Source organism: Solirubrum puertoriconensis (genome assembly GCF_001483135.1).
In the GTDB taxonomy this organism is placed as follows: Bacteria; Bacteroidota; Bacteroidia; order Cytophagales; family Hymenobacteraceae; genus Solirubrum; species Solirubrum puertoriconensis.
In genome coordinates this window covers 1,033,378-1,059,439 of sequence record NZ_LNAL01000006.1, presented here as the reverse complement: position 1 = coordinate 1,059,439, position 26,062 = coordinate 1,033,378, and the positions used below count along the sequence as shown (strand labels likewise).

Genomic DNA, 26,062 nt, shown 5'->3' with positions numbered 1-26,062 from the left:
TACTCTTACTCCGTATGTCGGCTCAGTTACAGCACCACGTTTCGCTTCTTCCCTACAACACTTTCGGTATCGATGTGAAGGCCCGCTACTTTGCGGCGTTTGGCAACGTAGAGGAACTCCGCGAACTGTTGCAACTACCCGAAGTGCAGCAGGCCGATAAACTGGTGCTGGGCGGTGGCTCCAACCTGCTGTTTACCCGCGACTTCGACGGCGTTGTGTTAAAAAACGAAATTCGGGGGCTCGAAAGCACGATTGAGGCCGATGGCGAAACGGCCTTGGTGCACGCCGGTGCTGGCGAATCGTGGCACGGCTTGGTGGAGTTTGCCCTGGGCGAAGGCTTGGCCGGCATCGAGAATCTATCGTTGATACCCGGTACCGTGGGCGCGGCCCCGCTGCAAAACATTGGTGCCTACGGTGTGGAGCTGAAAGATGCCTTCGACCACCTCGAAGCCATGGAAATTGCTACCGGCCAACTACGCCGCTTTACCCGCGAAGAATGCGGTTTTGGCTACCGCGAATCGGTGTTTAAAGGCCCGCTCAAAAACCAGTACGTCGTAACGAGCGTGGCGCTGCGCCTGCACCGCCGCTACCAGCCCAACGTGTCGTACGGCGCCATTCGCTCGACGCTCGAAGACATGGGCGTAACCGACGAGCCTACGCCGCAGCAGGTTAGCCAGGCCGTCATCAGCATCCGTCGCAGCAAACTGCCCGACCCCAAGGAAATCGGCAACGCCGGTTCCTTCTTCAAAAACCCCGAGGTTTCGCAACAGAAGTACGAGAGCCTGAAGGCCGACAACCCCAATATGCCCGGTTACCCCGTGCCCGGCGGCGTAAAGGTACCTGCGGGCTGGCTGATTGAGCAGTGCGGCTGGAAAGGGCACCGCGCCGGCACCTATGGCGTGCATGATAAACAAGCCTTGGTACTCGTGAACCTAGGCGGCGCCAACGGATCCGAGGTGCATGCCCTAGCCCAGCAAATCATTGCATCGGTGCGCGAAAAGTTCGGCATCGAGCTGCACCCCGAAGTGAACATTCTCTAGATCGAATAGTCTTGGGGTTCGGGTGAAGCTTAGGCGAAGGCCAAATACCGCTTCAGCAACACGTAATTTGAATGTTCTGAGGGGCATATAGATGCAACTGTAAGAGAAAGTGTGGATATTTAACCCTCATTTTGCCAAACTCTCAATAGTCCTATTGCAACCGCACATGAAAACGTTTACGCTTTTGGCATTGCTGCTTGGGAGCAGCACTTTCGCCGCTGCTCAATCGGTAGTCTCCATTTCGGCAGCCCGTGCGGCTGGCCCAGGGGCTTCGGTTACCATTCGCGGCGTCGTAGTCAACGGCGCAGAGTTGGGCTCGTTACGCTATATCCAGGATAAAGACGCGGGCATTGCGGCCTTTACCAATAAGATTCCGGAGTTTGCTACGCTTGTTGCTGGCGACAGTGTACAGCTCTCGGGCACCCTCAAAAACTACAACGGCTTGCTCGAGGTAGACCCCGTTACGGCTGTAACAAAGTTGGCTTCGAAGCGCCGGCTGCGCACTATTGAGGTGCCGGCAGCGTCGCTGACTTCGGTATACAACGAAGCCAACGAGGGGCGTTTGGTAAAGATCGTGGGCGTGAACACGCTTACCACTACCGGCGGCAACCCGCTCACCAGCGAAATAGCTGGCAACATGAACTACCTCATCAACGGCCAGGCAGGTGCCATTGTGCGCATCAACAGCGCATCGGTTGGCCCCGATGGCATTGTAGGAAAAGCGTTGCCCTCTGGCAAATTTGATCTGATCGGCATCATCGGGCAGCACTCGCCCAGCGGCACGCCCACAGGCTACCAGCTGCTGCCCCGTCTGAAATCGGACATGGAGGTTGACGGCGGCATGCCCAGCATTGTTGGCACGCCCGTTCCGACGGAGATTGGCAAAACAGGCTTTACGGTGCACTTCAACACCATCAATCCTGGCAGCACCAAAGTGGAGTACGGCACTAGTTCCAACCTAGGCAGCGTAATTACCAACGCCGACATCACCACCGACCACGTTATCACGCTCAGCAACCTGGAGCCCGCTACGGTGTACTACGTGCGCGTTTCCTCTACCAACGCCAAAGGCACGTCGGTATCGGAAGCTGTTCCGATGATTACCGACTCCAAAAACCGGGTAGCTCCTAAGGCCAAGAAGTAAACCCTAGGTAAGCACAAGCAAAAGAGGCTGCTCCGGTACCGGAGCAGCCTCTTTTGCTTGTTGCGGGGTACGCTATTTCAGTACCGCCACGGTTACCCCGTCGCCGCCGCGGTCGGCGTGCTCATCGGCCACGCTGGCAACGGCTCGTACCGAGCGCAGGTAGTCGCGCACCACTTGGCGCAGCACGCCGTTGCCCCGTCCGTGGATAAACTTAAGCTCGGGCACGCCCAGCATCACGGCATCGTCAACGTAGTTCATGATGCGCTGTAGCGCGTCTTCAGCCCGCTCGCCACGTAGGTCGAGGGTGGTGCTAAAGCCAGCCATGCGGCCCGTAACGTCCATTCCGCCCGTAGCTCGGGCTTCGGTGGCTGGTGCTTTGCGCGCAGCTTCTTTCTCCCGTTCCCGAATTTCGGAGCGCGTCAGTTTTTCCAGCTGATTCACCTTCACCAAGGTTTTCAGTCCTCCAAACAGCACCTCAGCGGTTTTTCCCTTCACGCTCACCAACTCGCCGTGGCCCTCCTGCCCTATCAGGGCTACCTTGTCGCCGGGCTTGAGGCCGTTGGGGTCGGCTGCTTCGCGGTGGGCGCGGGGCTTGGGTGCTTCCACCTTCAGCTCCGTCTGCACAAAGGCATCGAGCTTCTGGCGAGCCGCCTTGGTTTGCTCTTTTTCGGCTTGCGCCGTCCGGATTTCGCTGATGGTAGCTTCGATTTGCGCGTTGGTATCCTTCAGCAACAGCTTGGCCTTTTGCTTGGCTTCGCGAATTACCTCCTGCTTGGTTTCCTCGAGGTGGTTCTTCAGGTCCTGATACTCCTGCGCGGCCTTTTTCATGCGGCGCTCGTTTTTCTCGGCCTCCGCGCTGCGCTTTTCAAGCTGGGCTTTTTCGGCTTCGAGCTCTTCGAGCAGGCGGTCGTAGCGCACTTTCTCTTTGCCCACCAGCTGCGAAGCCCGCTCTACAATGTTCTTGGGCAAGCCAATTTTGCGGGCAATTTCCAAGGCGAACGACGAGCCCGGCTTGCCAATTTCCAAACGGTAGAGCGGCTGCAGGTGCTTGGGGTCGTAGCGCATGGCACCGTTCACGAGGCCCGGCGTGCGCTCGGCCAGGTTCTTCAGGTTGGTGTAGTGCGTGGTGATGACGCCAAACGCACGCACGCGGTTCAGCTCGCTCAGCACCGCTTCGGCAATGGCGCCGCCCAGCACGGGCTCGGTGCCGGTACCAAACTCGTCGATGAGCACCAGGCTGCGCTTGTTGGCCAGCAACAAGAACTGCTTCATGTGCGTGAGGTGCGAGGAGTACGTGCTCAAGTCGTTTTCTAGGCTTTGCTCATCGCCGATGTCCAGGAAAATGTCGTCGAATACGCCGGCTTCGGAGCCGTCTTCTACCGGAATTAGCAGGCCGCACTGCAGCATGTACTGCACCAAGCCTACCGTTTTCATGGCCACCGACTTACCGCCGGCGTTCGGGCCTGAAATTACCAGGATGCGCTGCTCGGGGTTGAGCTCCAGATCTAAGGGCACCACCTCGCGGCCCTGCTCCTTAAAATTGAGGTACAGCAACGGATGCCGCGCGGCTTTCCAGTTCAGCAAGGGGCGCGAGCTGAGCTTGGGTAGCGTGGCTTCGAGCTGCTGCGCAAAGCGGGCCTTGGCCCGAATGAAGTCGAGCAGACCTAGGAAATGGTACGCGCGGCGCAGGTCCGGAATGTGCGGGCGCAGCTGATCGGTAAGGGCCGTGAGAATGCGCACCAGTTCGCGGTGCCAGGCATTCTCTAGGTCCTTGATATCGTTGTTCAGCTCGAACACCGACTCGGGCTCGATGTACACAGTCTGGCCCGTGGCCGATTCGTCGTGGATCAGGCCCTTGATGCGGCGCTTGTGCTCGGCCACTATGGGCAGCACCAAGCGGCCACCCCGAATGGTGGGTTCGGCGCCTTCGGGCGTCCAGCCTTCGGAGCGGGCCTTGCGCAGCACGTCGGCAATTTGGCGGCGCAAAATGCCTTGGCGGTTGATGAGCTCCTGCCGCAGCTGGCGCAGCAAGGGCGAGGCATCGTCGCGCACGTGGCCTTCGTCGTCCACCACTTTATCCATGGCGGCGAGCAGGTTGCGGTCGGCTTGTACGCCAATACCGAGCAAGCGCAGCGTGGGGTACGCTCCCTCCGGAGCCTGCGTAAAGAATGTCAGCGCCTGCCGAATGGTACGCAGCGACATTTTCAGCTCGTAAAAAGCCGAAACCTCTAGAAACGCGCCGGGCAGCTGCGCCCGCAGCAGGTGCGGGGTTACATCGTGGTAAAATTGGCTAGGGAAGTCGGCGCCGCTGTGCAGCAGCTGCCGAAACTCGTCGGTTTGCAGCAACAGCTTCTTCAGCTCGTCGGCTCTTGGCTGAAACTGCATTTTCTGCACGTAGTTCCGACCTAGGGCGCTGAGGCACAGCTCGGCAAGTAGCTCGCGCACTTGCTGAAAGCCAATCTTCTGCTCGAATGTTTGCGGGTAAATCAAATGGTATTGGGTACTGAGTAGTCCGTAGTCAGATGTAAAGGCCATGGCGCTCGGCACCGACAGCCTTCCTTAACAGGCCAGCGGCCCGAAAGATTCAGACAAAGCTATACGATAGTAAAAGGAAAGTGTAATCGGGTATTAGCACTCCTGTTGTCCTGCTCCCACAGGTTCAGGACCTAGGGCTGAGGTAATTTCATCCTGAGCGACTCCGGCGAAGCCCTGCCTGCTTCACCAATAAGTACTCGCGGCTGCATCCAAAGCTGAAGTTGCGAAGCTCACTACCACCTAGAATAACAAGTTGGCTGTCAGCAACCAATAACCTCTACCACAATCAGTGTCGGTTACTGGCTTGGTTTGTGTTGAGCGAACACAAGCACAACCTTGAAATATTGCCAGATTCTTGTACTTTAAGTGCTCATTACTCAACTATACTCGTTACACTATGGATATCCTTAAGCGCAACAATGTAGTGACGTTTGGCAGCGGCAGCCGCGCCATGGTGTTTGCCCACGGCTTTGGGTGCGACACGCAAGCATGGCGCTTTGTGGCGCCGGCATTTTCCAGTGACTATCGGCTGGTTCTTTTCGACCACGTTGGTGCTGGTCAATCCGATCTTTCGGCCTATAACCCCGACCGTTACGCCAATCTGCAAGGGTACGCATCCGACTTGGCAGAGGTATTGCATGCCTTGCATTTAACCGAAGTAGTAGGCGTTGGGCACTCCGTTGGCGGCATGATTGCCATGCTGGCAGCCATTCAGAACCCCGAACTTTTTTCGAAGCTGGTGCTGATTGGGGCCTCGCCTAGGTACATCAACGATGCCGATTACATAGGAGGCTTTGAGCGCGACGAAGTCGAAGACCTTCTCTCTTTTCTGGATAGTGATTACCGGGCCTGGACCAGCTCGATGGCCCCGCAGGTAATGGGCAACCTCGATCGGCCCGAACTAACCGAAGAGTTAATCAGCAGTTTTTTATGCCTCAAGCCGGATGTAGCCCGTCAGTTTGGGCGCGTTACCTTCCTGAGCGACACGCGCGCAGAATTGCCTAAGCTGCAAGTTCCTTCCTTGATTGTGCAATCGGCCAACGACTTTGTGGTACCGGTGGCCGTAGGCGAATACCTGCACCAGCACTTGCTGTTAAGTCAATTATCGGTGCTGAATACGGCCGGTCATTACCCGCACCTGAGCGCCCCGGTTGCCACCATATCAGCAATTGAGCGGTTTCTAAAATCGGCTCAGAACTAATTCGTGCGCCTAGGTGCCACAGTTAGTACTTCTCCTCGATACCTAGGCCAAAAAGGGCAAAGTCGTACTTCACGGGGTCGGTGGGGTCGAACTGGCGCAGGTTGTCGGTAAGCTCCGAGGCGGCCTGCCAATCGAGCTGCTTGCGTTGTAGCAACCCGAGGCGCCGGGCTACGCGCTCTACGTGCACATCGCAGGGGCACACCAAATCGGCGGGCGAAAGGCGCTGCCACAAGCCAAAATCGACTCCCCGGTCGTCGCGGCGTACCATCCAGCGCAAGTACATATTCACCCGCTTGCAGGCCGAGTTGCGCGCCGGCGTAGCCACGTGCTTTCGCGTACGGTCCGGGGCATCGGGCAGGCTAAAAAACAAGTTGTGGAAGTTGATGAGCCGCTCGCGCTGCGAGCTTCCGTGCAAAAAAGCATCCTCCAACGACTCATTGCGCTGATAATACCAGCCTAGCCAGTGCACAAAGTACAGCAGGTCGGTGTCGCAGAAGGTGCGGTGGCAAAACCGCTCCAGTCCGCGCAAGTCATCATCCTGGTGGTTCCGAATGAAATCGTAAGGCGCATTATCCATGCGCTCCAGCAGCTCGTGGCCTTTTTTGAGGATGATGCTGCGTTTGCCCCAAGCCAAAAGTGCCGCAAACAGTCCGCTGATTTCAATATCTTGCAGCTGACTGAAGCGGTGCGGCAGGCTTATCGGATCGGGCGCGATGAACGACGGCTGATCGTACCGGTCGTATCGGTCGTTGAGAAGTGCATAAAGTTGAGCGTGCGTCACGGGGCGGCGGTTGAAAAGCAGTAAGCCCGACAAAAGCCGGGCTTACACATCATACGAATTTGGGCAAAGCTGGTAAGCCGCCGGCGTTAATCGGGCAAATACGAGGTTTCGACGCGGAAGCGCTGGTCGGGCGTATTCAGTTTGGCCACGGCCTTCTTCGAGAGGCGAATGAGCACCGTGGAGTTGTCGCCGGTGTCGGGCAGCTTGCCAATTACGCGCACGTACACCACCTGGCCGTTCATGATGTTGCGCACCATCATGATAGTGCCTACCGGGGCGGTTTTGTGCAAAGCCAGGTACTTCTCGGAGTTGCCGCCTTCAATCACTGCAGCCAAGCCGCTTTCGGTAACCTTGCGCACCACTTCGCTGGCGCGGGTAGGTTCGTCGGCGGGTGTTGCGGTGGGGCTAGGCGGGGCTACGTCCTTCTCGCGGGTGGCTTCGGCCTCCTTGGCTTTGGCGGCTTCGCGTTCTGCTTCCCGTTCGCGCTCTTTTGCACGCTCCTTCTCTGCTTCGTCGTCGCGCTCGGGGCGAGCAGTGGGCGGCGTGGGCACGGGCTTGGCAGCTACTACTGGCTCAGCAGCCGGGGCTGCGGCCCCGCCCGCCGGAACGATAATCAGGGATTGACCCACGTTTACGCCGCCGCTAGCGGGCAGCTTGTTGTAGCGCTGCAGCGTAGCCGGTGCCACGCCAAACTTGCGCGAAATAGCAAACAGCGTTTGGCCAGGCTGCACTTTGTACACGCGGTTGCCCTTGGCGTCGGTGGGTAAGCTGCGGGCGGCAGCCGTAGGAGCCTCGGCATTAGCCGCGGCCGTAGCCTTTGGCGTTGCCGCCGGAAGCACGGCCCGAACGCGGGGCACCAGCACCTCCTGCCCCGAAACCAGCGCCCCCTTTATGCTCGGGTTGGCTTCCATAATGTTTTCCACACTTACATGGTAACGGCGCGACAACCCGTAGAGAGTTTCGCCGGCGGCTACCCGGTGGCGTACGTAAGTCTTATTCTGGCGCGTAACTACGCCTACCGAGTCGGGTGGTAGTACGGGGTTGGCTAGCGCGGCAACGGGTAGGCAGAATAAAAAGAAGGCGGAGAGAGTATGCGAAATTCGGCTCATAAGGAGGGTGTCGTACTGCGCCAAGCACAGCCTAAGTCGACGGGGTAAGGCGCTGCCCGCGAGTGACTACGCCGGCGAAAGATACGGAATTATGCCTGCTGAGCGGGATTTTGTCTATGATCGTGCCAATTTTACCGCTCTCGGCAAGCTCGGCTACTGCCGCCGGGGCAATCAGGGTTTCAATTCATCACCTCTCGGCTTACTCATGCACAACATTGGCATTATTCCGGCTCGTTACGCCTCTACCCGTTTGCCAGGCAAACCGCTTGTGGACCTAGGCGGCAAATCGATGATTCGGCGGGTGGTGGAGCAGGCTAGCCAGGCCAACCTAAGCCGCGTGGTGGTGGCAACCGACGACGAACGCATTCTGGAGCACGTGTTGACATTTGGCGGCGAGGCCGTGCTCACCCACCCCCACCACCCCAGCGGCACCGATCGGGTGTGGGAGGCTTACGAGCACCTAGGAACCCCTGCCGATTGCGTGGTCAACATCCAAGGTGATGAGCCCTTTGTGCATCCTGCGCAAATAAATGCGTTGCTCGAACTCTTTGCCGATGCCAACACTCAAATTGCTACCCTGGTTAAACCCGTGCTAACGCAGGAGGAACTGCTGAGCCCGCACTTGCCCAAGGTGGTACTAGGTGCGCATGGGCAAGCGTTGTATTTCAGCCGCCACCCTGTGCCTTATTTGCGCCAGTATCCGCAGCAGGATTGGCTGCAGCATCACCGTTACCTGCGGCACATTGGCCTGTACGCTTACCGCCCGGCCGTGCTGCAGCAACTAACCCAGCTTCAGCCCGCCCCCTTAGAACTGGCCGAGTCGCTGGAGCAACTGCGGTGGCTTACGCACGGCTATAGCATCCACACGGCAGAAACCGAGCTGGAAACCATTGGCATTGACACTTCCGAAGACGTGCAACGCGCACTGGCCTACCTGCAAGCCTAAGTGCTGAGCACAAAATTATACTGAGGGCTGAGCAGTAATGCGAATGGCCTTGGCGATGCGCACAAACTCCTTTAGCCGATCGTAGGGGTCGGCATACGCCCGGCCGTCGAATGCTAACAGGCCTTGTGGGGTGCTGATCAACAGCACCAAGGCTTTGCCCTCGCGGCCGCCGTAGCCGTAGGTAAGCACGTTTTCGTAGGCGAAGAAGCCGTTCATTTCGGTGTTGGCTTCCTGCACGTTCTGTACATCGGCTTCCTGCCGGTACACACGAATCAGGGCTAAGCCGGCATCCTGCACCGCCGTTTGGTTAGGCATGGGCGGCAACAGCGCCACCCGAAACAGTGGCGCATAGCTGTCGGCCAGCGGCTGGCCCTTGGGCGAGTAAACGGCCCAAATACCATCGCGCGCCAACAACTGGTAGTTGGTATCTAGTTGGTTTACTTTAAACCCTAGGTCCTCGAAAGGGCTTACCGGGACCTGCGGGTTGGCATAGGCCGTCAGCAAGGCCTGCTGCACCCGCTCCCGGGCTTTGCCATCCAGCCTAGAGTAAACCCCAAGCACCAATGTCACGTGCGACGAATCGCCGTAGGCCAGCAGTACCGATTCGAGCCCTAGGCCTCCACGGTACGGTTGCTTCAGAAATATGGCGGGCAGGCCGTTGAAGGTTGTTTGCTGCAGATCCTGCAACGACAGCCCCTCGGCTTTGCTTAACTCCTGCTTGATGTTGGCAACGTAGTCGGCAAAGCTGCTATCGGGCAGCTCTACAACTTGCACAAACTCCCGCTCCGATTTCCAGAGCATGTGCTGTTGCAATTGAGGCTGATAACCCTGCGGCAACGCCAAATACACGTGCGTGCCAGGTATGCGCTTGTGCTTAGCCGTTGCATTAGTAACAATGTACTGGGGCACTTTGACATCGGGCCCGCCGCAGCCAGCAAGCCAGGGCAATACTCCTAATATGGCTACACAAAGCCGCAGCACTACCCGGGCAGTGCGGTTAACCCTAAACATGAAAAAGAAAAGTAGAGGTGCTGAATAAGCCTGATTTAAGTATGCAAATTAGCTTATACCTAAGCTAGATGCACGTCGTATGGGCCTGTTTTCTGCCTATTAAGTGCTTTCCTATATCCACAATTAAGGCTTCAACCCTGCTTGGCTTTTGCGGTCGACGGCTTCTTCGGCCACCGAGGCTTGTTCTTCGCGCATCTCTTTCGAAAGAAAGTAGTTCAGGAGCGTACGAATAACAGCTATGGCACCCAGCTGCCCAATTTGCTCCCAAGTAGGCGCAATAGCCGTCGACAAAATATCGGCACCTAGCTGAAACTCCAGGGCCAACGCCAAGTAGCGGGCCAGCAACAAGCGTACAGCCGTGAAGTTGGCCGGTTGCTGCCGGAACAACATCGGCACCAAGCGCACCAATGCTACCGCCACCCCGATGCCGATTACAGCCGCCCCTACCGCCTCTACCCCAAGCTTGAGCCACTGCGCCAATATGCGCACGTGGCCTTCAACGAGCTCGAACCCCTTGCTCATATCCACGGTTGCTTACGGTTGACAGAACCTAGGGCCAGTGCACTCAGTTCGGGGCGCTGAAAGCGCGGCAACTTGGTTAGCCTTTGCGGAGGATGGGCAGATAACCAGTTAAATAGGGTAATGCTTAGGTTCATACGGGATGTCTGAGGTGCCCCGTATACGGCTGGCCTGCTGCGTTGGGTGGCACCTAGGAGTTAGCCACCCACCTTTTTGGCCTTGTAGCCTTGGTTAATCAGCTCGGCCAATACTTTGTCGCGGAAGTCGCCCTGAATCAAGATTTCGCCATCCTTCGCGTTGCCACCCACGCCGCACTTAGTTTTCAAGAGCTTACCTAGGGTTTGCAAATCCTCGTCGCGTCCTACAAAGCCCGTAATCAGCGTCACCTGCTTACCACCGCGTTGTTTGCGGTCGAGTTGTACTCGTAACTGCTGTTGCTGCGGCGGCAAGGTTTGCTGATCGGCCGAGTCTTCTTGGTTTTGGTATTCAAAATCGGGGTTGGTGGAGTACACCACCCCATCGCGGTTGCGGTGGTTTTTGGCCATATCAGTAGTTAATTCCAGGTTAAACAAGCAGCTACAGCTGAATCCCTTCGTTGTTATTGCTTAAACGAAGTGCCGACAACCACCGGCAAAGCCAACGGTTCGATCACCACAGCTATGTTGGTAGCCTCGCCTGCGAAATCACCATCGAGGTGAAAGCCCAGTGGCTGCTTGCTGCTCACGCGCACGGTTTGCGCCGTGTGGTAAGTGGCCGCACCGGAGGTGGGTAGGTCGCCAGCGGCCAGCCCGTAGGCCACGCGCATGGCCCGACTAAGCGGCATCTGATCAATCAGGCACAAATCGAGCAGCCCGTCGCGGATGTTAGCCAGCGGGGCGATGTAGGCATTGTTGCCGTACTGCGCTGCGTTGGCAAAGGCCAGCACGTAGCAGTCGGTGCTGATGTGTTGGTTGTTTACTTCGATGTCGATTGGTGTTGCTTGGTAACGCCCGTATTCGCGCAGCGCTACCCGCACGTAGGTTGCCAGCCCACGCGTGCCCGCCTCAGCAAAGCAGCGGCTCACGTGCGCATCAAACCCCAGGCCAGCTGTGCAAAAAAACGGTTTGCCATTCAGGCGCCCCACATCAATGGGCAGCACCCGCGGCTTGCGCAGCAAATCAACAGCGGCGGCAGGCGTAAGCGGTATGCCTAGGTGGCGAGCCAGCCCGTTGCCCGAGCCCCTGGGCAGCACGCCCATGGCAGCCCCGGTACCTAGTAGGCCCCGGCCAACTTCGTTCACGGTGCCATCGCCGCCCACAGCCACTACCACACCAAAGCCCTCTGTAGCTGCCGAGCGGGCCAATTCTTCGGCATGGCCGGCGTACTCGGTAGGCCGCACCTCGTAGTGAAGCCCAGAAATACTACCAAGCTGCCGGTGCAGCAGGCCTCGCAAATCGAAGCGCCGGTTGGTGCCCGAAATGGGGTTAAAAATGAAGCACAGGCGCGAGTAGTTGGGCGTCATGGCAGGGCAAGGTACGAGCTACACGCAACAACGCCCGCTCCGCCGGGCGGCGGAGCGGGCGTTGGGCGCTAGCAATGGCAAATTACTTGTTGAAGTTGCCCAGCTTCTCGATCAGGTCGGCAGCGCGGGTGCTGTAGCCAGCCTCGTTGTCGTACCAGCCAACAACTTTCACCAGCGTACCGTTGGCCGAAGTCAGCTCCGAGTCGAAGATGCACGAGTGCGTGTTGCCCACGATGTCGATGCTTACCAGCGGATCGGTGCTGTATTCCAGAATGCCTTTCATGGGGCCTTCGGCAGCAGCCTTCATGGCCGCGTTGATTTCTTCTTTGGTAACCTCGCGCTTCAAAATAGCTACGAAGTCGGTCGACGAGCCATCCGGCACGGGTACGCGCATGGCCACACCATCCAGCTTGCCCTTCAGGTGGGGCAGTACCAGACCTACGGCTTTAGCAGCGCCGGTGCTGGTTGGGATGATGCTGTAAGCAGCGGCGCGGGCGCGGCGCAGATCTTTGTGCGGTGCGTCTTGCAGGTTCTGGTCGGAAGTGTAGGCGTGCACCGTGGTGATGTAGCCTTTCTCCAGGCCGAAAGCGTCGTCGAGCACCTTGGCCATCGGGGCCAAGCAGTTGGTGGTGCACGAAGCGTTCGACAGGATGGTTTCCGAGCCGGTCAGGATGTCTTCGTTCACGCCCAGTACTACCGTCGGGATGTTGCCGGTAGCCGGAGCCGAGATAACAACCGTTTTGCAGCCAGCGGTGATGTGTTGGCCAGCGCCAGCTTCATCGGTGAAGCGGCCAGTCGATTCCAGCACTACATCAACGCCCATTTCGCCCCAGGGCAGTTGCTTCGGGTCGCGCTCAGCCAGAGCCGCGATGCGCTGGCCATTTACGGTCAGGCTAGTTTCGTCGTACTCAACGGTTCCATCGAAGCGGCCGTGTACCGAGTCAAACTTCAGCAGGTGAGCCAGCGTCTTGTTATCCGTCAGGTCGTTGATGGCGACTACCTCCACGTCCGGGCGGCCCAGCAGCGACTTGAACGTCAGGCGGCCGATGCGGCCGAAGCCGTTGATGGCAACTTTAATTTTAGCCATAAGGGGAAGAAAAACGGGTTAGTGGCCCGCGCTCCGGGCCAGAGTGAGAATGCGCGGCGAAGGTACGCGCCTGCGGGGGAAAAGCAAAAAACCCGCTCGGAGCAGTTCCGAGCGGGTTTTGTAAGCTTCAAACGACAAGCGGTGTACTCCGTAGGGGAATCGAACCCCTGTTGGCAGAATGAAAATCTGCAGTCCTAACCCCTAGACGAACGGAGCGAATTGACTGCTTGCGCAGCGCCGTTGTCGTTTGATGATGCAAAGATAGCTGACCGAGTTTTTAAGGCAATACCTCGACTCAAAAAAAACTCGTCAGCAGGCTGATTAAACTGATAATCAAAGCAAAATTTTTGCCCTTGCACAGCCTTTACGGATTGTTTCTTCCTCTTCCGGCTGGGGTCAAAGTGCACAACCTAGGGTGCAGATCCCCATTTCAGCAACGAACTATTAGGGCAAAAAAAGCGGGCCGCCTGTCATGGCACGACACCACACCTGAAGTCGTACCAGTTGCCGCATTTGACAGGCAGCCCACTCTCACAAAGTAACGGCGGCCAAAAGTCGGGTTGGGCAGGGCTGATACGGATTTTTACTGGTGTGAAATACTGATTTTATGGCTGCGTTTATAACAATGAATGGTATATAGAAGTTATGCAGAGCTTTCGAATTGAATAGGTAGTGACAAGAGCCTAGCATGTGAACTTTAAAAATTCTTCATCAGATCAGCCATTTGACTATCACAGCCGACTCCTTCTTTGTTAAATAATTGCAAATAATTCGACCGAAGCACCCCTGCCTATTGTTGTGCTTAGGCATTTAGAATATCTTGGCAGGGACGCTATCTATTATGCTTTTCGTACGCTTACTGTTGCTGGGGGGCTTGGTGCTGGGGGCTTTTACATCACGGGGACAACAACACGACACTGCCTTGGCGCGGGAGCTGGGCTTTACCCTTTTTCGCATACCCTTTCAGGACTCTACGCTGACTTTTCTGGTAAGCGGCGTGGACCTGGCGCAAAAGCCGCGCAAGCCCGTGGTGCTGCTATGCCAGGGCGGCGGAGCAAGGCCACTGATAACAACTGGCAACTCAGGCGCTGCCTTCGTGGGCTGGCCTTTCGACCTAAAGGCCTATCAAGGTCGGTACCACTTTGTTATTTTGGCCCGGCCCGGTGTGCCGCTGGTTGCAGAGCGCCGGCGCCTTAGCCAAGAACAGGAATATTTGGAAACAGGCTCCGATACGCCCCCAACAACGTATCTGGAGAACGATACCCGAGGCTACCACGTGCAAGCAGCCCGGCAGGTATTGCGCTTTCTGCGCCGTCAGTCGTGGGTTGACGACCGGCTGATGGCAGTAGTTGGCGGCGGACAGGGCTGCCATGTAGCTACCCGCCTTGCTACCGCTGACCGCCACGTAACCCACTTGGCTTTCTACGGAGCCATTCCATCGGGCCCGTTGCCGCAGCTTGTTCACGATTTGCGCACTGCCCAGCTGCAGCACCGGCTTACTCCTACCGACGCGCAACGACGCATCGATTCGGTATACGCCGCTTACCAAAGCCTGATGGAACTGCGCGACCCTGCTGCCGTATCGGGTGCAGCATGGCGCAATACCGTTTCGCTGGTTCGGTACCCAGCTGTAGATGAGCTACCCAAGGTGCGCGTGCCCATGCTCATTGCCTATGGCACGGCCGAGCCCAGTGCGTGGCTGCTCGATCAGTTGCCGCTGGAGTTTGCCCGACGCGGACAACGCAACCTAACGTTGCGCCCTTACCCCGGTTTGGATGAGCGTTTTCTGCTTACTGGCCGCTCCCCGCAGGATCCGCCCCGCTGGTACGGCAACGTAGCCTGGGCCGACATGATGAACTGGCTGGCCGGGGCTAACCGAGCGCCACGCTCCCGACGTGTAGCAGCCGGGCTACTAGGTCAGTAGCTGGCCAATCGAGTCAGATACACTCACCACGCGTCAGTTCTTCTCACGCTTAGCACTCTACTTTTTAAGTACCTGCGTCAGCACCGCCTGCATGCCGCGGTTTAGCCAGCGCCGCCCTTGCTCACCGGGCGTGCGGCTGTAGGCAGCGGCGTACTCGGCTTGTAGGTCGTAGAGTACAGCCAAGCCCACCTGCGCTCTGGCACCGGGCAGTTGCTGCAGCAACGAAGACATTTCCCGTAGTACGGGCTGCAGTTCGTTGAGAGTTAACTCGGGAGTGGTCTGAAGCTCAGCCTGCAGTTGGTGCAGCCGGTTGATGGAATTTGTGGCGGAGACAATCATGGCGAAAGGAAGAGGTGTGCGAACAAGACCCATACCTAACCCCAAACAGCGTGCCGGCTTGTTGCCGCTACTGCCCTTAATCAGATGACATCTCGTTTCGGTTAGAAGGTAGCAGCGCCCCTCACTTACAAACTGTGCTTGCCTCTGCCGACACCTGCTCTCTGGCTATTACAGGCGTTTTTCTGCCAAGAGCGGGCAGTTTCGTCTGGTCAGCCTGCAGCACGCCTGATGCCATCCGGGCTTAAAATGGCCGAAGCTAAGCCAATGCGTTTATAATAATCACCTAGAAAATTTGCCTGCGGTGGATGAGTGTTTCGCCTTTGTGGGCACTTACGTTTCTCGGTAGTAGCCTCACAGCGCTGAGCATCCACGGGTAAGTGCTTTCAACCTAAACATCAGCCTAAACCACTCGGCTGCGCTGCCCCTAGCCAGATGCGGAACGTGGCGCCTTCCCCCACCCGGCTGCTCACTTCGATGCGGCCACCATTGGCTTGTACGATGCGGTTCACTAGGTACAGACCCACCCCAGTACCAGGAATATGCTGGTGAAAGCGCTGAAACAGCCGGAATAGCGTGGGGCCGTACTTATCTGCATCAAAACCCAGGCCGTTGTCCTGCACTTCCAACACCACTTGGCCGCGCTCTGCCCAAGCGGTTAAGTGTACCCGAGCCGGCCTTTGAGGGTCGGCGTACTTTAGGGCGTTGCCTACCAGGTTAAGCAGCACGGTGCGCAGATTGGCGCGGGCAAACGAAATGGTTGGGCAGCTGCTGAAGTCAAGGTATACCAATGCCTGGGCAGCTTGCACTTGCGGCGACAAAGTAGACAGGACTTCGGAGGCCAAATCGGCAAGGCGCACTTCCTCGGCTTCGACAGCCAGCGGACGTTGGGCTTGCCCCAGCGCGGCTAGGTCGTCGATGGTGACGGTAAGGTGGTGCAGCGTGTTCTGGATTAACGGCAGCAGCAGCTTTTCTTCGGCCGGATCGTCAAACCGTACAGCGAAACGGAGTTCTTCCAATAAGCGGGTAAGGTTGCTTACCGGTTGCTTTAAGTCGTGCGAGGCAGCGTACACGAAATTATCCAGATCCTGGTTCGTGCGCCGCAATTGCTCATTGGTATGCTTGAGCTCCGTGATGTCGATGGCCGAGCCCACGTATCCGTACAGTTCTCCGTTGGGGTAGTAACTTGGTGCCCCCTGCGCCAACAGCCAGCGGTACTGCCCATCGCGGCGGCGCATCCGATGCTCCAGCACGTACATGCGGCGCTCGGCAATGGCTTGCTCCAGCGTGAGTTGGGCTCCGGTCAGCTCGTCGGGGTGCATGTATGGGCCCCAACCCGTACGCAGGTACTCGTCGAAGTTTACGCCGACAAATTCCAGGAACGCTTGGTTGAGGTAACGGATGGTGGAATCGGGATACACGGCCCACACCATGTTAGGTGCGGCGTCGGCCATAATGCGGAAGCGCTGCTCGCCTTCCCGCAGTGCCTCGGTTATGGTGCGCTGCTCCGTGTTATCCTGAATGACTCCCAGTACCGATGCGGGGCGTTCTTGTGCATCGTGGTACACCCGGCCTCGCGCACGCACCCAACGCACTTGGCCATCGGGCCGGCAAATGCGCACCTCGTAGGCAAAGGAACCGCTCGCAAGGCCTTGCTGCAGGGCTTTGTCCCGAATAGGCCGGTCGTCGGGGAGAATGGCTTCCACGTAGCAGGCCCAAGTCTGGGGAGTGGCAAAGCCGAATATCTCGTTGCAGCGTGCGTCGGTGAGCATGGCCCCGGAGAGCAGGTTGGTCTCGAACACCCCCAACCCTCCTACCTCAATAGCCAACCGCGCCCGCTCTCTTTCCGCCTCCACTTTCTGGCGGGCCAATACCTGCTCGGTCACATCAATAGCCACGTGAATCAGCCCGGTTACCCGACCACCCTGCCGCAGAGGAGTGTAGGATACGTTGTAGTAACGCCACTCCAGCGCGCCGGAGCTTCCAATAGTTTGCGCCGGCACGGCATCGCCACGGAAGGGTTGCCCAGTTTCCAGCACTTGCCGGGCAACCTGCAGAATACCGTGCGCAGCCACCCGGGGCAACACCTCGGCAATGGGCAGGCCGAGCACCTCCGCCTCCGCGGTTTTGTTCATCATGCGCAACATCGGGCCGTTGACGCTCTGAATCACCAAATCCGGACCCTCGGTTAGCGTAATTGCTACCGGGGCCTGCTCTACCATTGTGCGGAAGCGCTGCTCACTTTCTTCGATCTGCAGCAGGGCCTGCGCTTCGGCGCTAACGTCGACGGCGGTGTGGTGCACCCCGTACACCCGCCCGGCCGCGTCGCGCAAGGGTTTGTAAGTATAGCTAAAGTAGCTCGCCCGCGGTTGGCCATCCACATTTCGTATCACCCGTTCGCGCACGCCGGCATGCGCTTCTCCGCTGGCGTACACTTGCTCGAGCAGAATGGGCAGCGGCAGGTGTTGCAACTCCGGTAAGGCCTGGCGGAAGGGCAACCCGATAATGGCAGCGTCTTTACCCCAGTAGCTGAGCATTAAAGCGTTGGCGTACTGAATCCGCAGCTCCGGACCTAGGTATAAGGCCGTTGCCACCGGCGATTCTTCCAACAAAGTTCGATAGTGGGGCTCGGCAGCTACGCGTTTTTGCTGCTCCTCCGCTAGTACCTGCGCCGTTATATCCTCACCGGTGTGCAACAGGTACTGCACTTGCCCAGCCGCATTCAGCAGAGGCTTGGTGCATGCCGCCCAGCAGCGTGGCTCCAACTCGCCCGCCGCGTTTTGTACCTCGTAGCGAACCACCGGCATCCGGTTGCTTTGCTTGCTTCGCAAGCCTTCATCCAGAGAAGCACGCAAGGCCACGGCTCCGTGTGCAGCGGCCCAAATGGTTTCCGGGTAAAAGTCGAAGAGGCTGCGGTTTACTACTTCTACGCGGGTGCGCCCGGTAATGCGCAGTAGTTCGTCGCTAACGGCCAGGATGGTATAATGAGGCGCGTCGGCGGCCAGCAATAAGGCGCGACCGGGTTGGGCTTCGAATGCTAGTTGAAAATCGACGAAAGAACCAAGCACAACGAATCAGGAAGAAGATACGAGGGTTATTCCTCGTCGCGGGCAAGCAGCAGGCAATTTCGCGAATAAACACAATAACTCTTTGTTAATATTTGATAACCTACCTAGTGCCGTTAACGCACCCAGGACGGGCTGTAGCAACAAAAAAGCCTGGTCAGTTAGGACCAGGCTTTCCTTGGAATGTGCAGCACCGGTAGGCGGCGCAGCACCATGACTCGAATGTGGCGCAGCCAGCGTTGCGTGTCGTCGCCGCCAAGCTGCCATACATAAGGAATGTACATCATGTAAGGTATGGTTAAATGAATACCAGGCCGCCCTCCACGAAGGCGTCCGTTTCGAAAACTATCATCCAGCATTTCTGGATTATCTGTTGCAAAATTACAGCCAGCGCCCTCCGTGCACTACTACCCTATTAGCCATTGCCGATGCTGTATTGACCTAGGGCTAGCTTACTTAACCTTACCCAGGCTGCTGCCGGCGATACTCAGATGGGCTTTGCCCCGTGAGCTTGCGGAAGGTTTTGTTGAAGTGCGAGAGGTTGTGGAACCCACTGGCGTAGCTTACCTCCGTGATGGGCTTGTCTTCGAGCAGTAACAAACAGGCTTGGCTGACGCGGTATTCCTGCACAAACTCCGTTAGCGTTTGGCCGGTAGCCCGCTTAAAAAACCGGCAAAAGGCCGGCACCGACAAGTGCACCAAGCCGGCAACCTCCTCCACAGCCACCTCTGCCTGGTAATGTTCCTGCACAAATTGGTAAACCCGACTCAGGCGTTCGTGCTCCTGCCCACGCAAGCCCTGTCCTGGGCTGCCGGCGTGCAGCGTAAATGCATCTTCAGCCAAAGCTAGTTGCTGCAGCACCTCCAGTAACAGCAGCAGGCGCTCAAACGGCAACGCCTCTGGTAGTAGTTGCAATTTCTCGCCCGCCACCCGGCGAGTAGTGGGGCCAAAGCCTAGGCCTTGGTGGGCGCGCAAAAACAGCTGCTGAATGGCCGCCAGCTCCGGTCGTTGCAGGAAGGCTTCGCCCAGAAAATCGGCGCGCAGCTGCACAACAATTTGCTCAAAATCATCTTGCCGGCCATAGCTGAAGCTCAGGTGGGGCAGGTTGGGTCCGATAAACACCAGCTCCCCGCCTTGATAACGGGAAACGTGCTGACCAATATGGCGGCGGCCGCGGCCGTGGGGTAAGTAAACTAGCTCATATTCGGGGTGGTAATGCCAGAGCACGCGGGTGCTTTCCACATCCGTGTGGTGGAGCAAGGTAAAGGAGCTACCTACCGGAGGCGCTATGGCTTCAAACTCAAGTTTCACGTCCGTCAGTCTATAAGCAATGCACGTTGCGCGTTGGCTCAGCTTAAGCTCCTAATTAATGGCGGTGCCTTAAGATCCAAAATAAGCCGGTGGATGCTTAATCCTTATTCGATTGCTCAGCAGGTTTTTGTTCGCTCCTCATAATTAGCGTCCGTCAGGGTTTGGGAACCATGGTTAGTACGTTCACGGAAGTGCCTCGCCAAACCCGGCATTAAGCGCATCAGCCGTAGCTTCGGGCCGTTGAAAGAAGCTCGAAGTTGGCTGCTTATGGCCGCCCGGTAGTTCATCCGTAACGACAATTTCATTTTGAACCAGTACCTCCGCCTGCTTTGGGTGTTTTTCACGGCCCGCTTTCGGCCTGCTTGCCCCGTGCTTGGCCCCTGCTACACCAGCATGCGGGTGGGGCTAACCGATTTGGATGTGCTGCGCCACGTCAATAACGGGGTGTACTTGTCAATGGGCGATGTGGGGCGCATGGATTTGCTTTTACGCTCGGGCCTGTGGGCACGGCTTAAGCGAGACATGCCATTTGCAGTAGTAGCAGCCGAGACCATACAGTTTGGCAAGTCGCTGAATCTGTTCCAGCGGTTTCGCATCGAAACTACCGTATTGGGCTGGGACGACCGGCTGTTTTACTTACAACAACGCTTTCTGCGGGGCGAGCAGGCCGTGGCCACTTCGGTGGTGGCATTGCGGTTTCTGCGCCGAACGGGCGGCACGGTTGATCCGCACGAGGTCCTGAAAACCGCCGGCGAACCGCAGCATTCACCCGAGCTGCCAGCTTGGATTGCCGACTGGAGCGCGAGCATGCGGGAGCTCCGCCAAGCAACGGAGCCGCAGAGATAATACCTAGGCGGTTCTGGAAGGTCTGCCCAACCGTAACGCGGCATCCGCAACCACGTGCGTGAAAATGCTCGTTTAGCAGTTGAGCGAAGTGCCCTGCTTAGGCACAGGCGCAACCCAAATGGGGCTTATGTAACGATTCGATTAGGAAATGATCCTGCACATCAGGTATTAGCTAAGCGGGCTGCACTAACAGCACATTTTGATCCGGTACAGGCAGGCAAATGCTGACTGAATCGATGAGCATTGCCGTTGGCCTGTTGCCTTTATGCCCTAGGTGCTTTTTGGCAGGTGGCCTGGCCGGAGGCAGAGCGTGGCCCCCGACCACAGAAATGCGTACCATTGACTCTACGTTGTAGCTTGCTCTGCCACCTTTCTTTTTGCTCCACCCCGCCTCAATGTCGTTTTCTGCTGTCCAGGCTACCCAGCCCGCTGATTTGCCTACCTGGCTGCCCTACGACGAGCTGTTGTGTGAGGTGCTCAACGTATCGATGACCGGGCTGATTTTTTACTTGCCCATATATGATCCGGCGGGCTCAGGTACGATTGTGGATTTCACTTTTGTTTACCTGAATCCAACTGCCCAGCGGATGATGCGCATGCCGGCCCGGCCTACGCTGACGCACATGGAGCAATGGCCCCACAGCAAAGAGCACGGCACTTTCGATTTCCACGTAGATGCCTACCTCACGGGCGAGCCGCGGAGCTACAACATCAATTACCAAGCCGACGGCTACGACAACTACTACCGCCTAACGGCCCGGCGCGCGGGCGAAGGCCTGCTGGTGAGCTTTACCGACACGGCCGATCAGCCCCGCTCCCCGGTTGAAATTGCCCTGCGCGAAAGCCAGGCTCGGGAGCAGGCGGCACGGGCCGAGATTGAGGCGCAGCGTCAGCAGCTACAAGGAATTTTCAACCAAGCGCCCGTAGCCATTGCCTTGCTCGACGGCCCGGAGTACCGCATTGCCTTGGCCAATCCATCGGTGTGCGAAATCTGGGCCCGTCCGCAGGCGCAGGTAGTCGGCTTGCCCCTGTTCGATGCGCTGCCCGAAGTGCGGGGTCAAGGCCTAGAGGAGCTGCTGGAAGGCGTGCTGCGCACCGGTCAACCGTATGTGGGCACCGAACTGCCCATTCAGCTGCTGCGCCACGGTAGCCTGGAAACGGTGTACTTCAACTTCGTTTACCAACCTCAGTACAACCAGGGCGGCGAAACGGTAGGCATTCTGGTAGTAGCCACCGACGTTACCAGCCAGGTGCTGGCGCGTCAGCAGGTTCAGGAGCTGAACCAAGAGCTGGAAGGCAAGGTGCAGGAGCGTACCCAGGCCGCGCTGGCCCTGCAAGCCGACCTGCTTGCCGCTGCTCAGCGCCAGGTACAACAGCGAGAAACATTCTTCCAGATTTTCGAGCAAACGCCGGCTTCAATTGCGCTGCTGCGGGGTCCGGAGCACCGCTTCGAGTATGTAAACGCTGCGTACCAACAGCTGTTTCCGGGCCGGCAATTGGTGGGGCTGCCGCTGGCCGAAGCACTGCCCGAAACCGCCGCGCAGGGCTTTGTAGCCTGGATGAACAACGTGTACCAAACCGGAGAAACCTTCTTTGGCAATGAGGTGCTGCTTACCGTGGAGCAGCTCGATGGCGGGCCCGCCAAGGATGTATACTTCACCTTTACCTACCAGGCTTACCAGGAAAACGGCGTTACCGTTGGCATATCCATTTTTGCCTACGACGTAACCGAGCAAGTACTGGCCAAACGACAGCGCGAGGCTCAGCAAGCCCAATTGGCCGAGCTCTTCGAGCAGGCACCCGTTGCCATTGTTGTGATGCAAGGCCCGGAGCACCGCATTGAAGTGGTGAACCCGCCGGCGGCCCAGATTTGGGGACATACCCAGGAGGAAGTACTGGGCAAGCCCTTGCTGGAAGCGCTGCCCGAAGTGCGCGACCAAGGATTTAAGGAGCTGCTCGATCGGGTGGCAGCAACCGGCGAAGCATTTGTTGCCCAGGAGGTAACGGCCGTATTGCCCCGCGATGGGGAAATGAAAACCGTGTACCTCAACTTTGTGTACCAACCGCTCCGCGACCTGCAGGGCTTGGTAAACGGGGTAGCGGCCGTGGCCGTGGATGTTAGTGAGCAAGTAGCTGCGCGCCGCCGCGTAGAGCGTAACGAACAGGAGCTACGCACGCTCACCGACGCCATTGATCAGCTGGTATGGACGGCCAGCCCCGCCGGTGAATTGGAGTTCTTTAACGCACAATGGTATCGTTACACCGGCAGCTCCTGGGAGCAAAGCCGCGGTACTGGCTGGACTCTTTATTATCACCCCAGCGACTTGCCCCTGCTGCAGCAGCTCTGGAAAGAGTCTCAGCAGAATGGCACGGCTTATCACCTAGAAGCCCGCTTGCGCGACGCCGAGGGCACGTACCGCTGGTTTCTGATTCGGGCCCAACCCCTGCGCGATGCCAGCGGACGCATTTTGCGCTGGTTTGGCACCAACACCGACATCGACGAGCGACGGCACCAGGAACAAGAACTGGCGCGGGCTGGGGAGCTGGTGCGCGCCACCCTCGATAGTTCGGCCGACATGATTCAGGTTTTGGATGCGGTACGCGATGCCAACGGCCGCATTATTGATTTCCGCTGGCGCCTCTTGAATGCCGTGGCTACCAGCTCCTTGGGAGGCGACATGGTGGGGCGCCGGTTGTGCGAGTACCACCCGGGGGTGAAAGAATCCGGTGTTTTCGAGCGGTTTGTGCAGGTGATGGAAACCGGTGAGCCGCAGCGCTACGAATTGGAGTACCGGCACGAGCAGTTCAACGGGTGGTTTGAGCAATCGGCGGTGCGCTTGGGCGATGGCCTGGTGACAATTACGGCCGACATTACCGTTCGCAAACAAGCCGAGCAGCACCTGCAGGCCACCAACGAACAGCTCCGGCGCACGAACATCGACCTCGACAACTTCATTTACACGGCCTCCCACGACCTCAAAGCGCCCATCACCAATATCGAAGGGCTGCTGTACTTGCTGCGCGACGAGCTGCCCGTTGAAGCGCTCCGGAACGAATACGTAGAAGTAACCCTGACGCGCATGATGGAATCGGTGGAGCGCTTTAAACGCACCATTGAAAACCTAACGGACGTTTCGAAACTGCAGAAAGAGCATTCGCAAGCCGCTACCGCGGTTCAGCTGGCGCCAGTGGTGGAGGAAGTACGCCTTGACTTAGGCCCGCTGCTGCAGGAAAGCCGGGCCCGCTTGCAGATCGATGTAGCCGGAGTGCCGGCCGTGCTGATTTCAGAAAAGAACCTACGCTCGGTGGTGTTCAACCTGCTCAGCAACGCGCTTAAGTACCGGGCCCCGGAGCGCGAACCAGACATTCGGGTGCGGGCCCGCGTACAGGATGAATTTACCGTGCTCGAGGTAACAGACAACGGCCTAGGTATCGATCCGGCCTTTCAGTCCAAGCTGTTCACCATGTTCCAACGTTTCCACGACCACGTAGAGGGCACGGGCGTGGGGCTGTTCATGGTGAAGCGCATTGTTGAAAACGCGGGCGGTCAAATTAACGTACGCAGCCAACTCGGGGCTGGTACAACGTTTACCGTATCGCTGCCGAACATGCCCGGACCCACCGCTTAGGTTGGTTCCTACTCCTTTTCCGTTTGCTTCATGCCGGACTTTCCCCGTACCCTGCTCGTTGACGACGACGGCATCACCAATTTTCTCAACCAGCGGCTCTTCCAACAGATGGGCATCACCGATACGCAGGTTGCCCTCAATGGGCAGGATGCCCTGGACTTGCTGCAAACCGTTTGCGACCAATCCCGCGCTTCCGAATGCCCAGCCTTGATTCTGCTGGATTTGAAGATGCCCGTTATGGATGGCGTACAGTTTCTGCATGCTTACCTGCAAAGGCCGCCCATCCATCCTGCTCCCGTTATCATTGTGCTCAGCACCTCGCACAACCCCGATGACCTAGCCCGCCTGCAAAACCTTCCGATTGCGGGGTATCTCACCAAGCCCCTGACTCGTGAAAAGTTGGCTGGCGTGATACAAACTCATTTCGGCTATTCGTATGCATCCTGAACTGTGCTGCTTGGCTGATGCCCAAACGCATGCGGGTACCCGCAACCAAGTACCCCCAGCACCAATTACTGCTTTGTAGCAGGCCAGGGTCCTAGGTGTCCAAGTACCTACTCAAAGTGGGGAGCAAAAGCCCTGGCCGCTCCGCTTGCTCAAGGCGAGGTTAAAGGATGTTCAGGCGGCCGCCATCGGCCACCACGGTGGTGCCGTGCACGAACGACGCCTCGGGCGAGGCCAGAAAGCAAATAACGGCGGCAATTTCGGCGGGCTGGCCCACGGCCCCTTCCACTTTTTCCTGCCCGTTTTTTACGTTGGGGTTGTCCCACAGCATGGGCGTATCCACTGCTCCCGGGGCCACGTTGTTGATGCGCACTTGTTGGCGGTCGTACTCCCGGCTTACTCCGCGTGTAAAGGCCTCCAAAGCCCCTTTGCTGGTTGCGTAAGGAATCAGGTTGGGCGTCGTTTCGAAGGCGTGCACCGAACTCACGTTCACGATGGCCCCGCCTTGCATGTGCGGAATGCAGCGCTGGCACAGAAGAAATACGGCCTGCAAGTTCACCTGCATCAGCTGGTTCCACTCTTCAAGCGAGAGTTCTGCCAGCGGTTTGTAGGTCATCATGGCCGCGTCGTTCACCAGCACATCCACGCGCTTCCACCGGCGAAGCACCTCGTCTACCGCGGCCTCAATGTCCTTGGGTTGGCCTAGGTCGGTTTCGATGAACACGGCCTCGCCACCCGCGTTGGTAATTTCGGCCACCACGGCGTTGCCGTCCTTTTCTGTCCGACTCAATATGGCCACCCGGCCGCCCTCGGCGGCTAGCTGCAGGGCCGTTGCTTTTCCGATACCGGAGCTGCCGCCCGTTACCAGGCAAACCTTGTTTTTGAATCGCATGCTAGGGCGCACATTTACGTAGGTGCGTAACAGGCCTGTACGCAGATGGGTTTGCTTGGTAGATGTCGGTGCCACCTCAAACGCTGCGAACCATCGGTAAGCGCAGCGAAAACAGCGAATCCGGCCAACGGTTGTTGGTTTAAGCAGGCCCCGATGCACAGAAATTGTTGCTGGCTGCAGCCCCAATATTTCAAGCGAGCTTCGCTGCTATTGATTGCCAATCCGGAGGCTAGGCGGACGCCGTTTTGCCGAGACAATGCATCCTCGTTCCTTTAAGTGCGTAAGAGGAGCACTTTGCCCATAGCCTACCGCCACACCTGAATGCGCTTGTACTTCGAAAACCCCGTCGGACGCATATACTCCTACTCCGAAGGCTTCCTACGTCTCGAATACAAGCCCGGCCTCCGCGAGCTGGAAGAACTAAAAGCCTTGGTGCGGCACTTGCGCAACCTCTTTGAGCATTCCGGTTACCACAAAATTCTGGTTGACCAACGGCAGATGCGCGAGTTTACGCCCCGCGAATGCACTTGGATTGCTGAGTACTGGCGTCATTTGGCCGAAAACCGCCCGCCGCTGTACCGGGCTACCCTAATGCCGTTGTCGAGCCTGGCGCGGCTGGCTTCCGCAAATCTGCTCGCCATGGCCAGTACCATTGCGTTAATCAACAAGTCTTTCGAAGACGAAGCCAAGGCCCTAGGCTGGCTGCTGGAAACGAGTTGCGCGCAAGTCAGCTAACCGCCT

Annotated in this window: 22 protein-coding genes and 1 tRNA gene; 9 read left to right on the top strand and 14 right to left on the bottom strand. The window is 57.9% G+C overall.

From position 1 onward, the window contains the following. Nucleotides 1–14 precede the first annotated feature (14 nt). Nucleotides 15–1,040: a UDP-N-acetylmuramate dehydrogenase gene (gene murB / locus ASU33_RS09340; protein WP_059070490.1), complete on the top strand. Its 1,026-nt coding sequence runs from the start codon at nt 15–17 to the stop codon at nt 1,038–1,040. Nucleotides 1,041–1,206: 166 nt separating this feature from the next. After that, nucleotides 1,207–2,184 carry a hypothetical protein gene (locus tag ASU33_RS09335; protein WP_059070489.1) on the top strand — a complete coding sequence of 326 codons (978 nt, stop codon included), beginning with the start codon at nt 1,207–1,209 and terminating at the stop codon, nt 2,182–2,184. Between the two features lie 72 nt (nt 2,185–2,256). On the opposite strand, the gene ASU33_RS09330 is transcribed toward ASU33_RS09335, so the two are convergent. Beyond that, nucleotides 2,257–4,674 (bottom strand): endonuclease MutS2, encoded by a 2,418-nt coding sequence (locus ASU33_RS09330; RefSeq protein ID WP_059070487.1) that lies wholly within the window; start codon nt 4,672–4,674, stop codon nt 2,257–2,259. 442 nt (nt 4,675–5,116) lie between these two features. On the opposite strand from ASU33_RS09330, the gene ASU33_RS09325 reads away from it, so the two are divergent. After that, the gene (locus ASU33_RS09325) at nt 5,117–5,920 is read left to right on the top strand and encodes an alpha/beta fold hydrolase (RefSeq protein ID WP_059070485.1); all 804 of its coding nucleotides are present in this window, start codon (nt 5,117–5,119) and stop codon (nt 5,918–5,920) included. A 22-nt stretch (nt 5,921–5,942) separates the two neighbouring features. Here ASU33_RS09325 and ASU33_RS09320 read toward each other — a convergent pair whose 3' ends face one another. After that, a complete protein-coding gene (locus ASU33_RS09320; RefSeq protein WP_059070777.1) occupies nt 5,943–6,701 on the bottom strand; it encodes a TIGR02757 family protein in 759 nt (252 codons plus the stop codon). 86 nt (nt 6,702–6,787) lie between these two features. After that, the gene (locus ASU33_RS09315) at nt 6,788–7,810 is read right to left on the bottom strand and encodes a LysM peptidoglycan-binding domain-containing protein (RefSeq protein WP_149867128.1); all 1,023 of its coding nucleotides are present in this window, start codon (nt 7,808–7,810) and stop codon (nt 6,788–6,790) included. Between the two features lie 205 nt (nt 7,811–8,015). Here ASU33_RS09315 and kdsB point away from each other — a divergent pair, with 205 nt between their 5' ends. Next, nucleotides 8,016–8,756 (top strand): 3-deoxy-manno-octulosonate cytidylyltransferase, encoded by a 741-nt coding sequence (gene kdsB, locus ASU33_RS09310; RefSeq protein ID WP_059070481.1) that lies wholly within the window; start codon nt 8,016–8,018, stop codon nt 8,754–8,756. 15 nt (nt 8,757–8,771) lie between these two features. Here the strand turns inward: kdsB and ASU33_RS09305 are convergent, their stop codons facing one another. The 6 genes from ASU33_RS09305 to ASU33_RS09280 all read right to left on the bottom strand — a co-directional run bounded on the left by ASU33_RS09305 (nt 8,772) and on the right by ASU33_RS09280 (nt 13,090). After that, complete coding sequence (locus ASU33_RS09305; protein WP_149867127.1) at nt 8,772–9,767, bottom strand: hypothetical protein; 996 nt, start codon at nt 9,765–9,767, stop codon at nt 8,772–8,774. A gap of 123 nt (nt 9,768–9,890) precedes the next feature. Continuing rightward, the gene (locus ASU33_RS09300; protein WP_059070477.1) at nt 9,891–10,289 is read right to left on the bottom strand and encodes a DUF1622 domain-containing protein; all 399 of its coding nucleotides are present in this window, start codon (nt 10,287–10,289) and stop codon (nt 9,891–9,893) included. 194 nt (nt 10,290–10,483) lie between these two features. Next, nucleotides 10,484–10,831 carry a translation initiation factor gene (locus tag ASU33_RS09295; RefSeq protein ID WP_059070475.1) on the bottom strand — a complete coding sequence of 116 codons (348 nt, stop codon included), beginning with the start codon at nt 10,829–10,831 and terminating at the stop codon, nt 10,484–10,486. Between the two features lie 53 nt (nt 10,832–10,884). Further along, nucleotides 10,885–11,787: a diacylglycerol/lipid kinase family protein gene (locus ASU33_RS09290; RefSeq protein ID WP_059070473.1), complete on the bottom strand. Its 903-nt coding sequence runs from the start codon at nt 11,785–11,787 to the stop codon at nt 10,885–10,887. Between the two features lie 82 nt (nt 11,788–11,869). Further along, a complete protein-coding gene (gene gap, locus ASU33_RS09285; RefSeq protein WP_059070470.1) occupies nt 11,870–12,874 on the bottom strand; it encodes a type I glyceraldehyde-3-phosphate dehydrogenase in 1,005 nt (334 codons plus the stop codon). 144 nt (nt 12,875–13,018) lie between these two features. After that, a tRNA-Glu gene (locus ASU33_RS09280) sits at nt 13,019–13,090 on the bottom strand. Nucleotides 13,091–13,715: 625 nt separating this feature from the next. Here ASU33_RS09280 and ASU33_RS09275 point away from each other — a divergent pair. Continuing rightward, nucleotides 13,716–14,798: a hypothetical protein gene (locus tag ASU33_RS09275; protein WP_149867126.1), complete on the top strand. Its 1,083-nt coding sequence runs from the start codon at nt 13,716–13,718 to the stop codon at nt 14,796–14,798. A 57-nt stretch (nt 14,799–14,855) separates the two neighbouring features. Here ASU33_RS09275 and ASU33_RS09270 read toward each other — a convergent pair whose 3' ends face one another. From ASU33_RS09270 to ASU33_RS09260, 4 genes are all read right to left on the bottom strand, one after another. Beyond that, nucleotides 14,856–15,137: a hypothetical protein gene (locus ASU33_RS09270; RefSeq protein WP_059070465.1), complete on the bottom strand. Its 282-nt coding sequence runs from the start codon at nt 15,135–15,137 to the stop codon at nt 14,856–14,858. Nucleotides 15,138–15,532: 395 nt separating this feature from the next. Beyond that, nucleotides 15,533–18,202, bottom strand: a complete 2,670-nt coding sequence (locus ASU33_RS09265; RefSeq protein WP_149867125.1) for a PAS domain-containing protein — start codon at nt 18,200–18,202, stop codon at nt 15,533–15,535. 158 nt (nt 18,203–18,360) lie between these two features. Further along, nucleotides 18,361–18,486 carry a hypothetical protein gene (locus ASU33_RS21795; protein WP_286130454.1) on the bottom strand — a complete coding sequence of 42 codons (126 nt, stop codon included), beginning with the start codon at nt 18,484–18,486 and terminating at the stop codon, nt 18,361–18,363. A 175-nt stretch (nt 18,487–18,661) separates the two neighbouring features. Further along, nucleotides 18,662–19,459: an AraC family transcriptional regulator gene (locus ASU33_RS09260; protein WP_286130453.1), complete on the bottom strand. Its 798-nt coding sequence runs from the start codon at nt 19,457–19,459 to the stop codon at nt 18,662–18,664. A gap of 357 nt (nt 19,460–19,816) precedes the next feature. Here ASU33_RS09260 and ASU33_RS09255 point away from each other — a divergent pair, with 357 nt between their 5' ends. The 3 genes from ASU33_RS09255 to ASU33_RS09245 all read left to right on the top strand — a co-directional run bounded on the left by ASU33_RS09255 (nt 19,817) and on the right by ASU33_RS09245 (nt 24,432). Continuing rightward, nucleotides 19,817–20,356: a thioesterase family protein gene (locus ASU33_RS09255; RefSeq protein ID WP_059070459.1), complete on the top strand. Its 540-nt coding sequence runs from the start codon at nt 19,817–19,819 to the stop codon at nt 20,354–20,356. A gap of 395 nt (nt 20,357–20,751) precedes the next feature. Next, nucleotides 20,752–23,985, top strand: coding sequence for a PAS domain-containing sensor histidine kinase (locus ASU33_RS09250; protein ID WP_059070456.1), 3,234 nt, complete (start codon nt 20,752–20,754; stop codon nt 23,983–23,985). Nucleotides 23,986–24,015: 30 nt separating this feature from the next. Then, a complete protein-coding gene (locus ASU33_RS09245) occupies nt 24,016–24,432 on the top strand; it encodes a response regulator (protein ID WP_059070454.1) in 417 nt (138 codons plus the stop codon). A gap of 160 nt (nt 24,433–24,592) precedes the next feature. Here ASU33_RS09245 and ASU33_RS09240 read toward each other — a convergent pair whose 3' ends face one another. Next, nucleotides 24,593–25,321, bottom strand: a complete 729-nt coding sequence (locus ASU33_RS09240; RefSeq protein ID WP_059070452.1) for an SDR family NAD(P)-dependent oxidoreductase — start codon at nt 25,319–25,321, stop codon at nt 24,593–24,595. A 321-nt stretch (nt 25,322–25,642) separates the two neighbouring features. Between ASU33_RS09240 and ASU33_RS09235 the strand changes: the two genes are divergently transcribed. Next, nucleotides 25,643–26,056 carry a hypothetical protein gene (locus tag ASU33_RS09235; protein WP_059070450.1) on the top strand — a complete coding sequence of 138 codons (414 nt, stop codon included), beginning with the start codon at nt 25,643–25,645 and terminating at the stop codon, nt 26,054–26,056. The last annotated feature ends 6 nt before the right edge of the window (nt 26,057–26,062 follow it).

What these genes read in the sequence shown, in the direction of transcription:
- murB (WP_059070490.1), top strand. Translation starts at nt 15, where the DNA reads ATGTCGGCTCAGTTACAGCACCACGTTTCGCTTCTTCCCTACAACACT.
- ASU33_RS09335 (WP_059070489.1), top strand. Translation starts at nt 1,207, where the DNA reads ATGAAAACGTTTACGCTTTTGGCATTGCTGCTTGGGAGCAGCACTTTC.
- ASU33_RS09325 (WP_059070485.1), top strand. Translation starts at nt 5,117, where the DNA reads ATGGATATCCTTAAGCGCAACAATGTAGTGACGTTTGGCAGCGGCAGC.
- ASU33_RS09315 (WP_149867128.1), bottom strand. Translation starts at nt 7,810, where the DNA reads ATGAGCCGAATTTCGCATACTCTCTCCGCCTTCTTTTTATTCTGCCTA.
- kdsB (WP_059070481.1), top strand. Translation starts at nt 8,016, where the DNA reads ATGCACAACATTGGCATTATTCCGGCTCGTTACGCCTCTACCCGTTTG.
- ASU33_RS09305 (WP_149867127.1), bottom strand. Translation starts at nt 9,767, where the DNA reads ATGTTTAGGGTTAACCGCACTGCCCGGGTAGTGCTGCGGCTTTGTGTA.
- ASU33_RS09300 (WP_059070477.1), bottom strand. Translation starts at nt 10,289, where the DNA reads ATGAGCAAGGGGTTCGAGCTCGTTGAAGGCCACGTGCGCATATTGGCG.
- ASU33_RS09295 (WP_059070475.1), bottom strand. Translation starts at nt 10,831, where the DNA reads ATGGCCAAAAACCACCGCAACCGCGATGGGGTGGTGTACTCCACCAAC.
- ASU33_RS09290 (WP_059070473.1), bottom strand. Translation starts at nt 11,787, where the DNA reads ATGACGCCCAACTACTCGCGCCTGTGCTTCATTTTTAACCCCATTTCG.
- gap (WP_059070470.1), bottom strand. Translation starts at nt 12,874, where the DNA reads ATGGCTAAAATTAAAGTTGCCATCAACGGCTTCGGCCGCATCGGCCGC.
- ASU33_RS09275 (WP_149867126.1), top strand. Translation starts at nt 13,716, where the DNA reads ATGCTTTTCGTACGCTTACTGTTGCTGGGGGGCTTGGTGCTGGGGGCT.
- ASU33_RS09270 (WP_059070465.1), bottom strand. Translation starts at nt 15,137, where the DNA reads ATGATTGTCTCCGCCACAAATTCCATCAACCGGCTGCACCAACTGCAG.
- ASU33_RS21795 (WP_286130454.1), bottom strand. Translation starts at nt 18,486, where the DNA reads ATGATGTACATTCCTTATGTATGGCAGCTTGGCGGCGACGACACGCAA.
- ASU33_RS09250 (WP_059070456.1), top strand. Translation starts at nt 20,752, where the DNA reads ATGTCGTTTTCTGCTGTCCAGGCTACCCAGCCCGCTGATTTGCCTACC.
- ASU33_RS09245 (WP_059070454.1), top strand. Translation starts at nt 24,016, where the DNA reads ATGCCGGACTTTCCCCGTACCCTGCTCGTTGACGACGACGGCATCACC.
- ASU33_RS09240 (WP_059070452.1), bottom strand. Translation starts at nt 25,321, where the DNA reads ATGCGATTCAAAAACAAGGTTTGCCTGGTAACGGGCGGCAGCTCCGGT.
- ASU33_RS09235 (WP_059070450.1), top strand. Translation starts at nt 25,643, where the DNA reads ATGCGCTTGTACTTCGAAAACCCCGTCGGACGCATATACTCCTACTCC.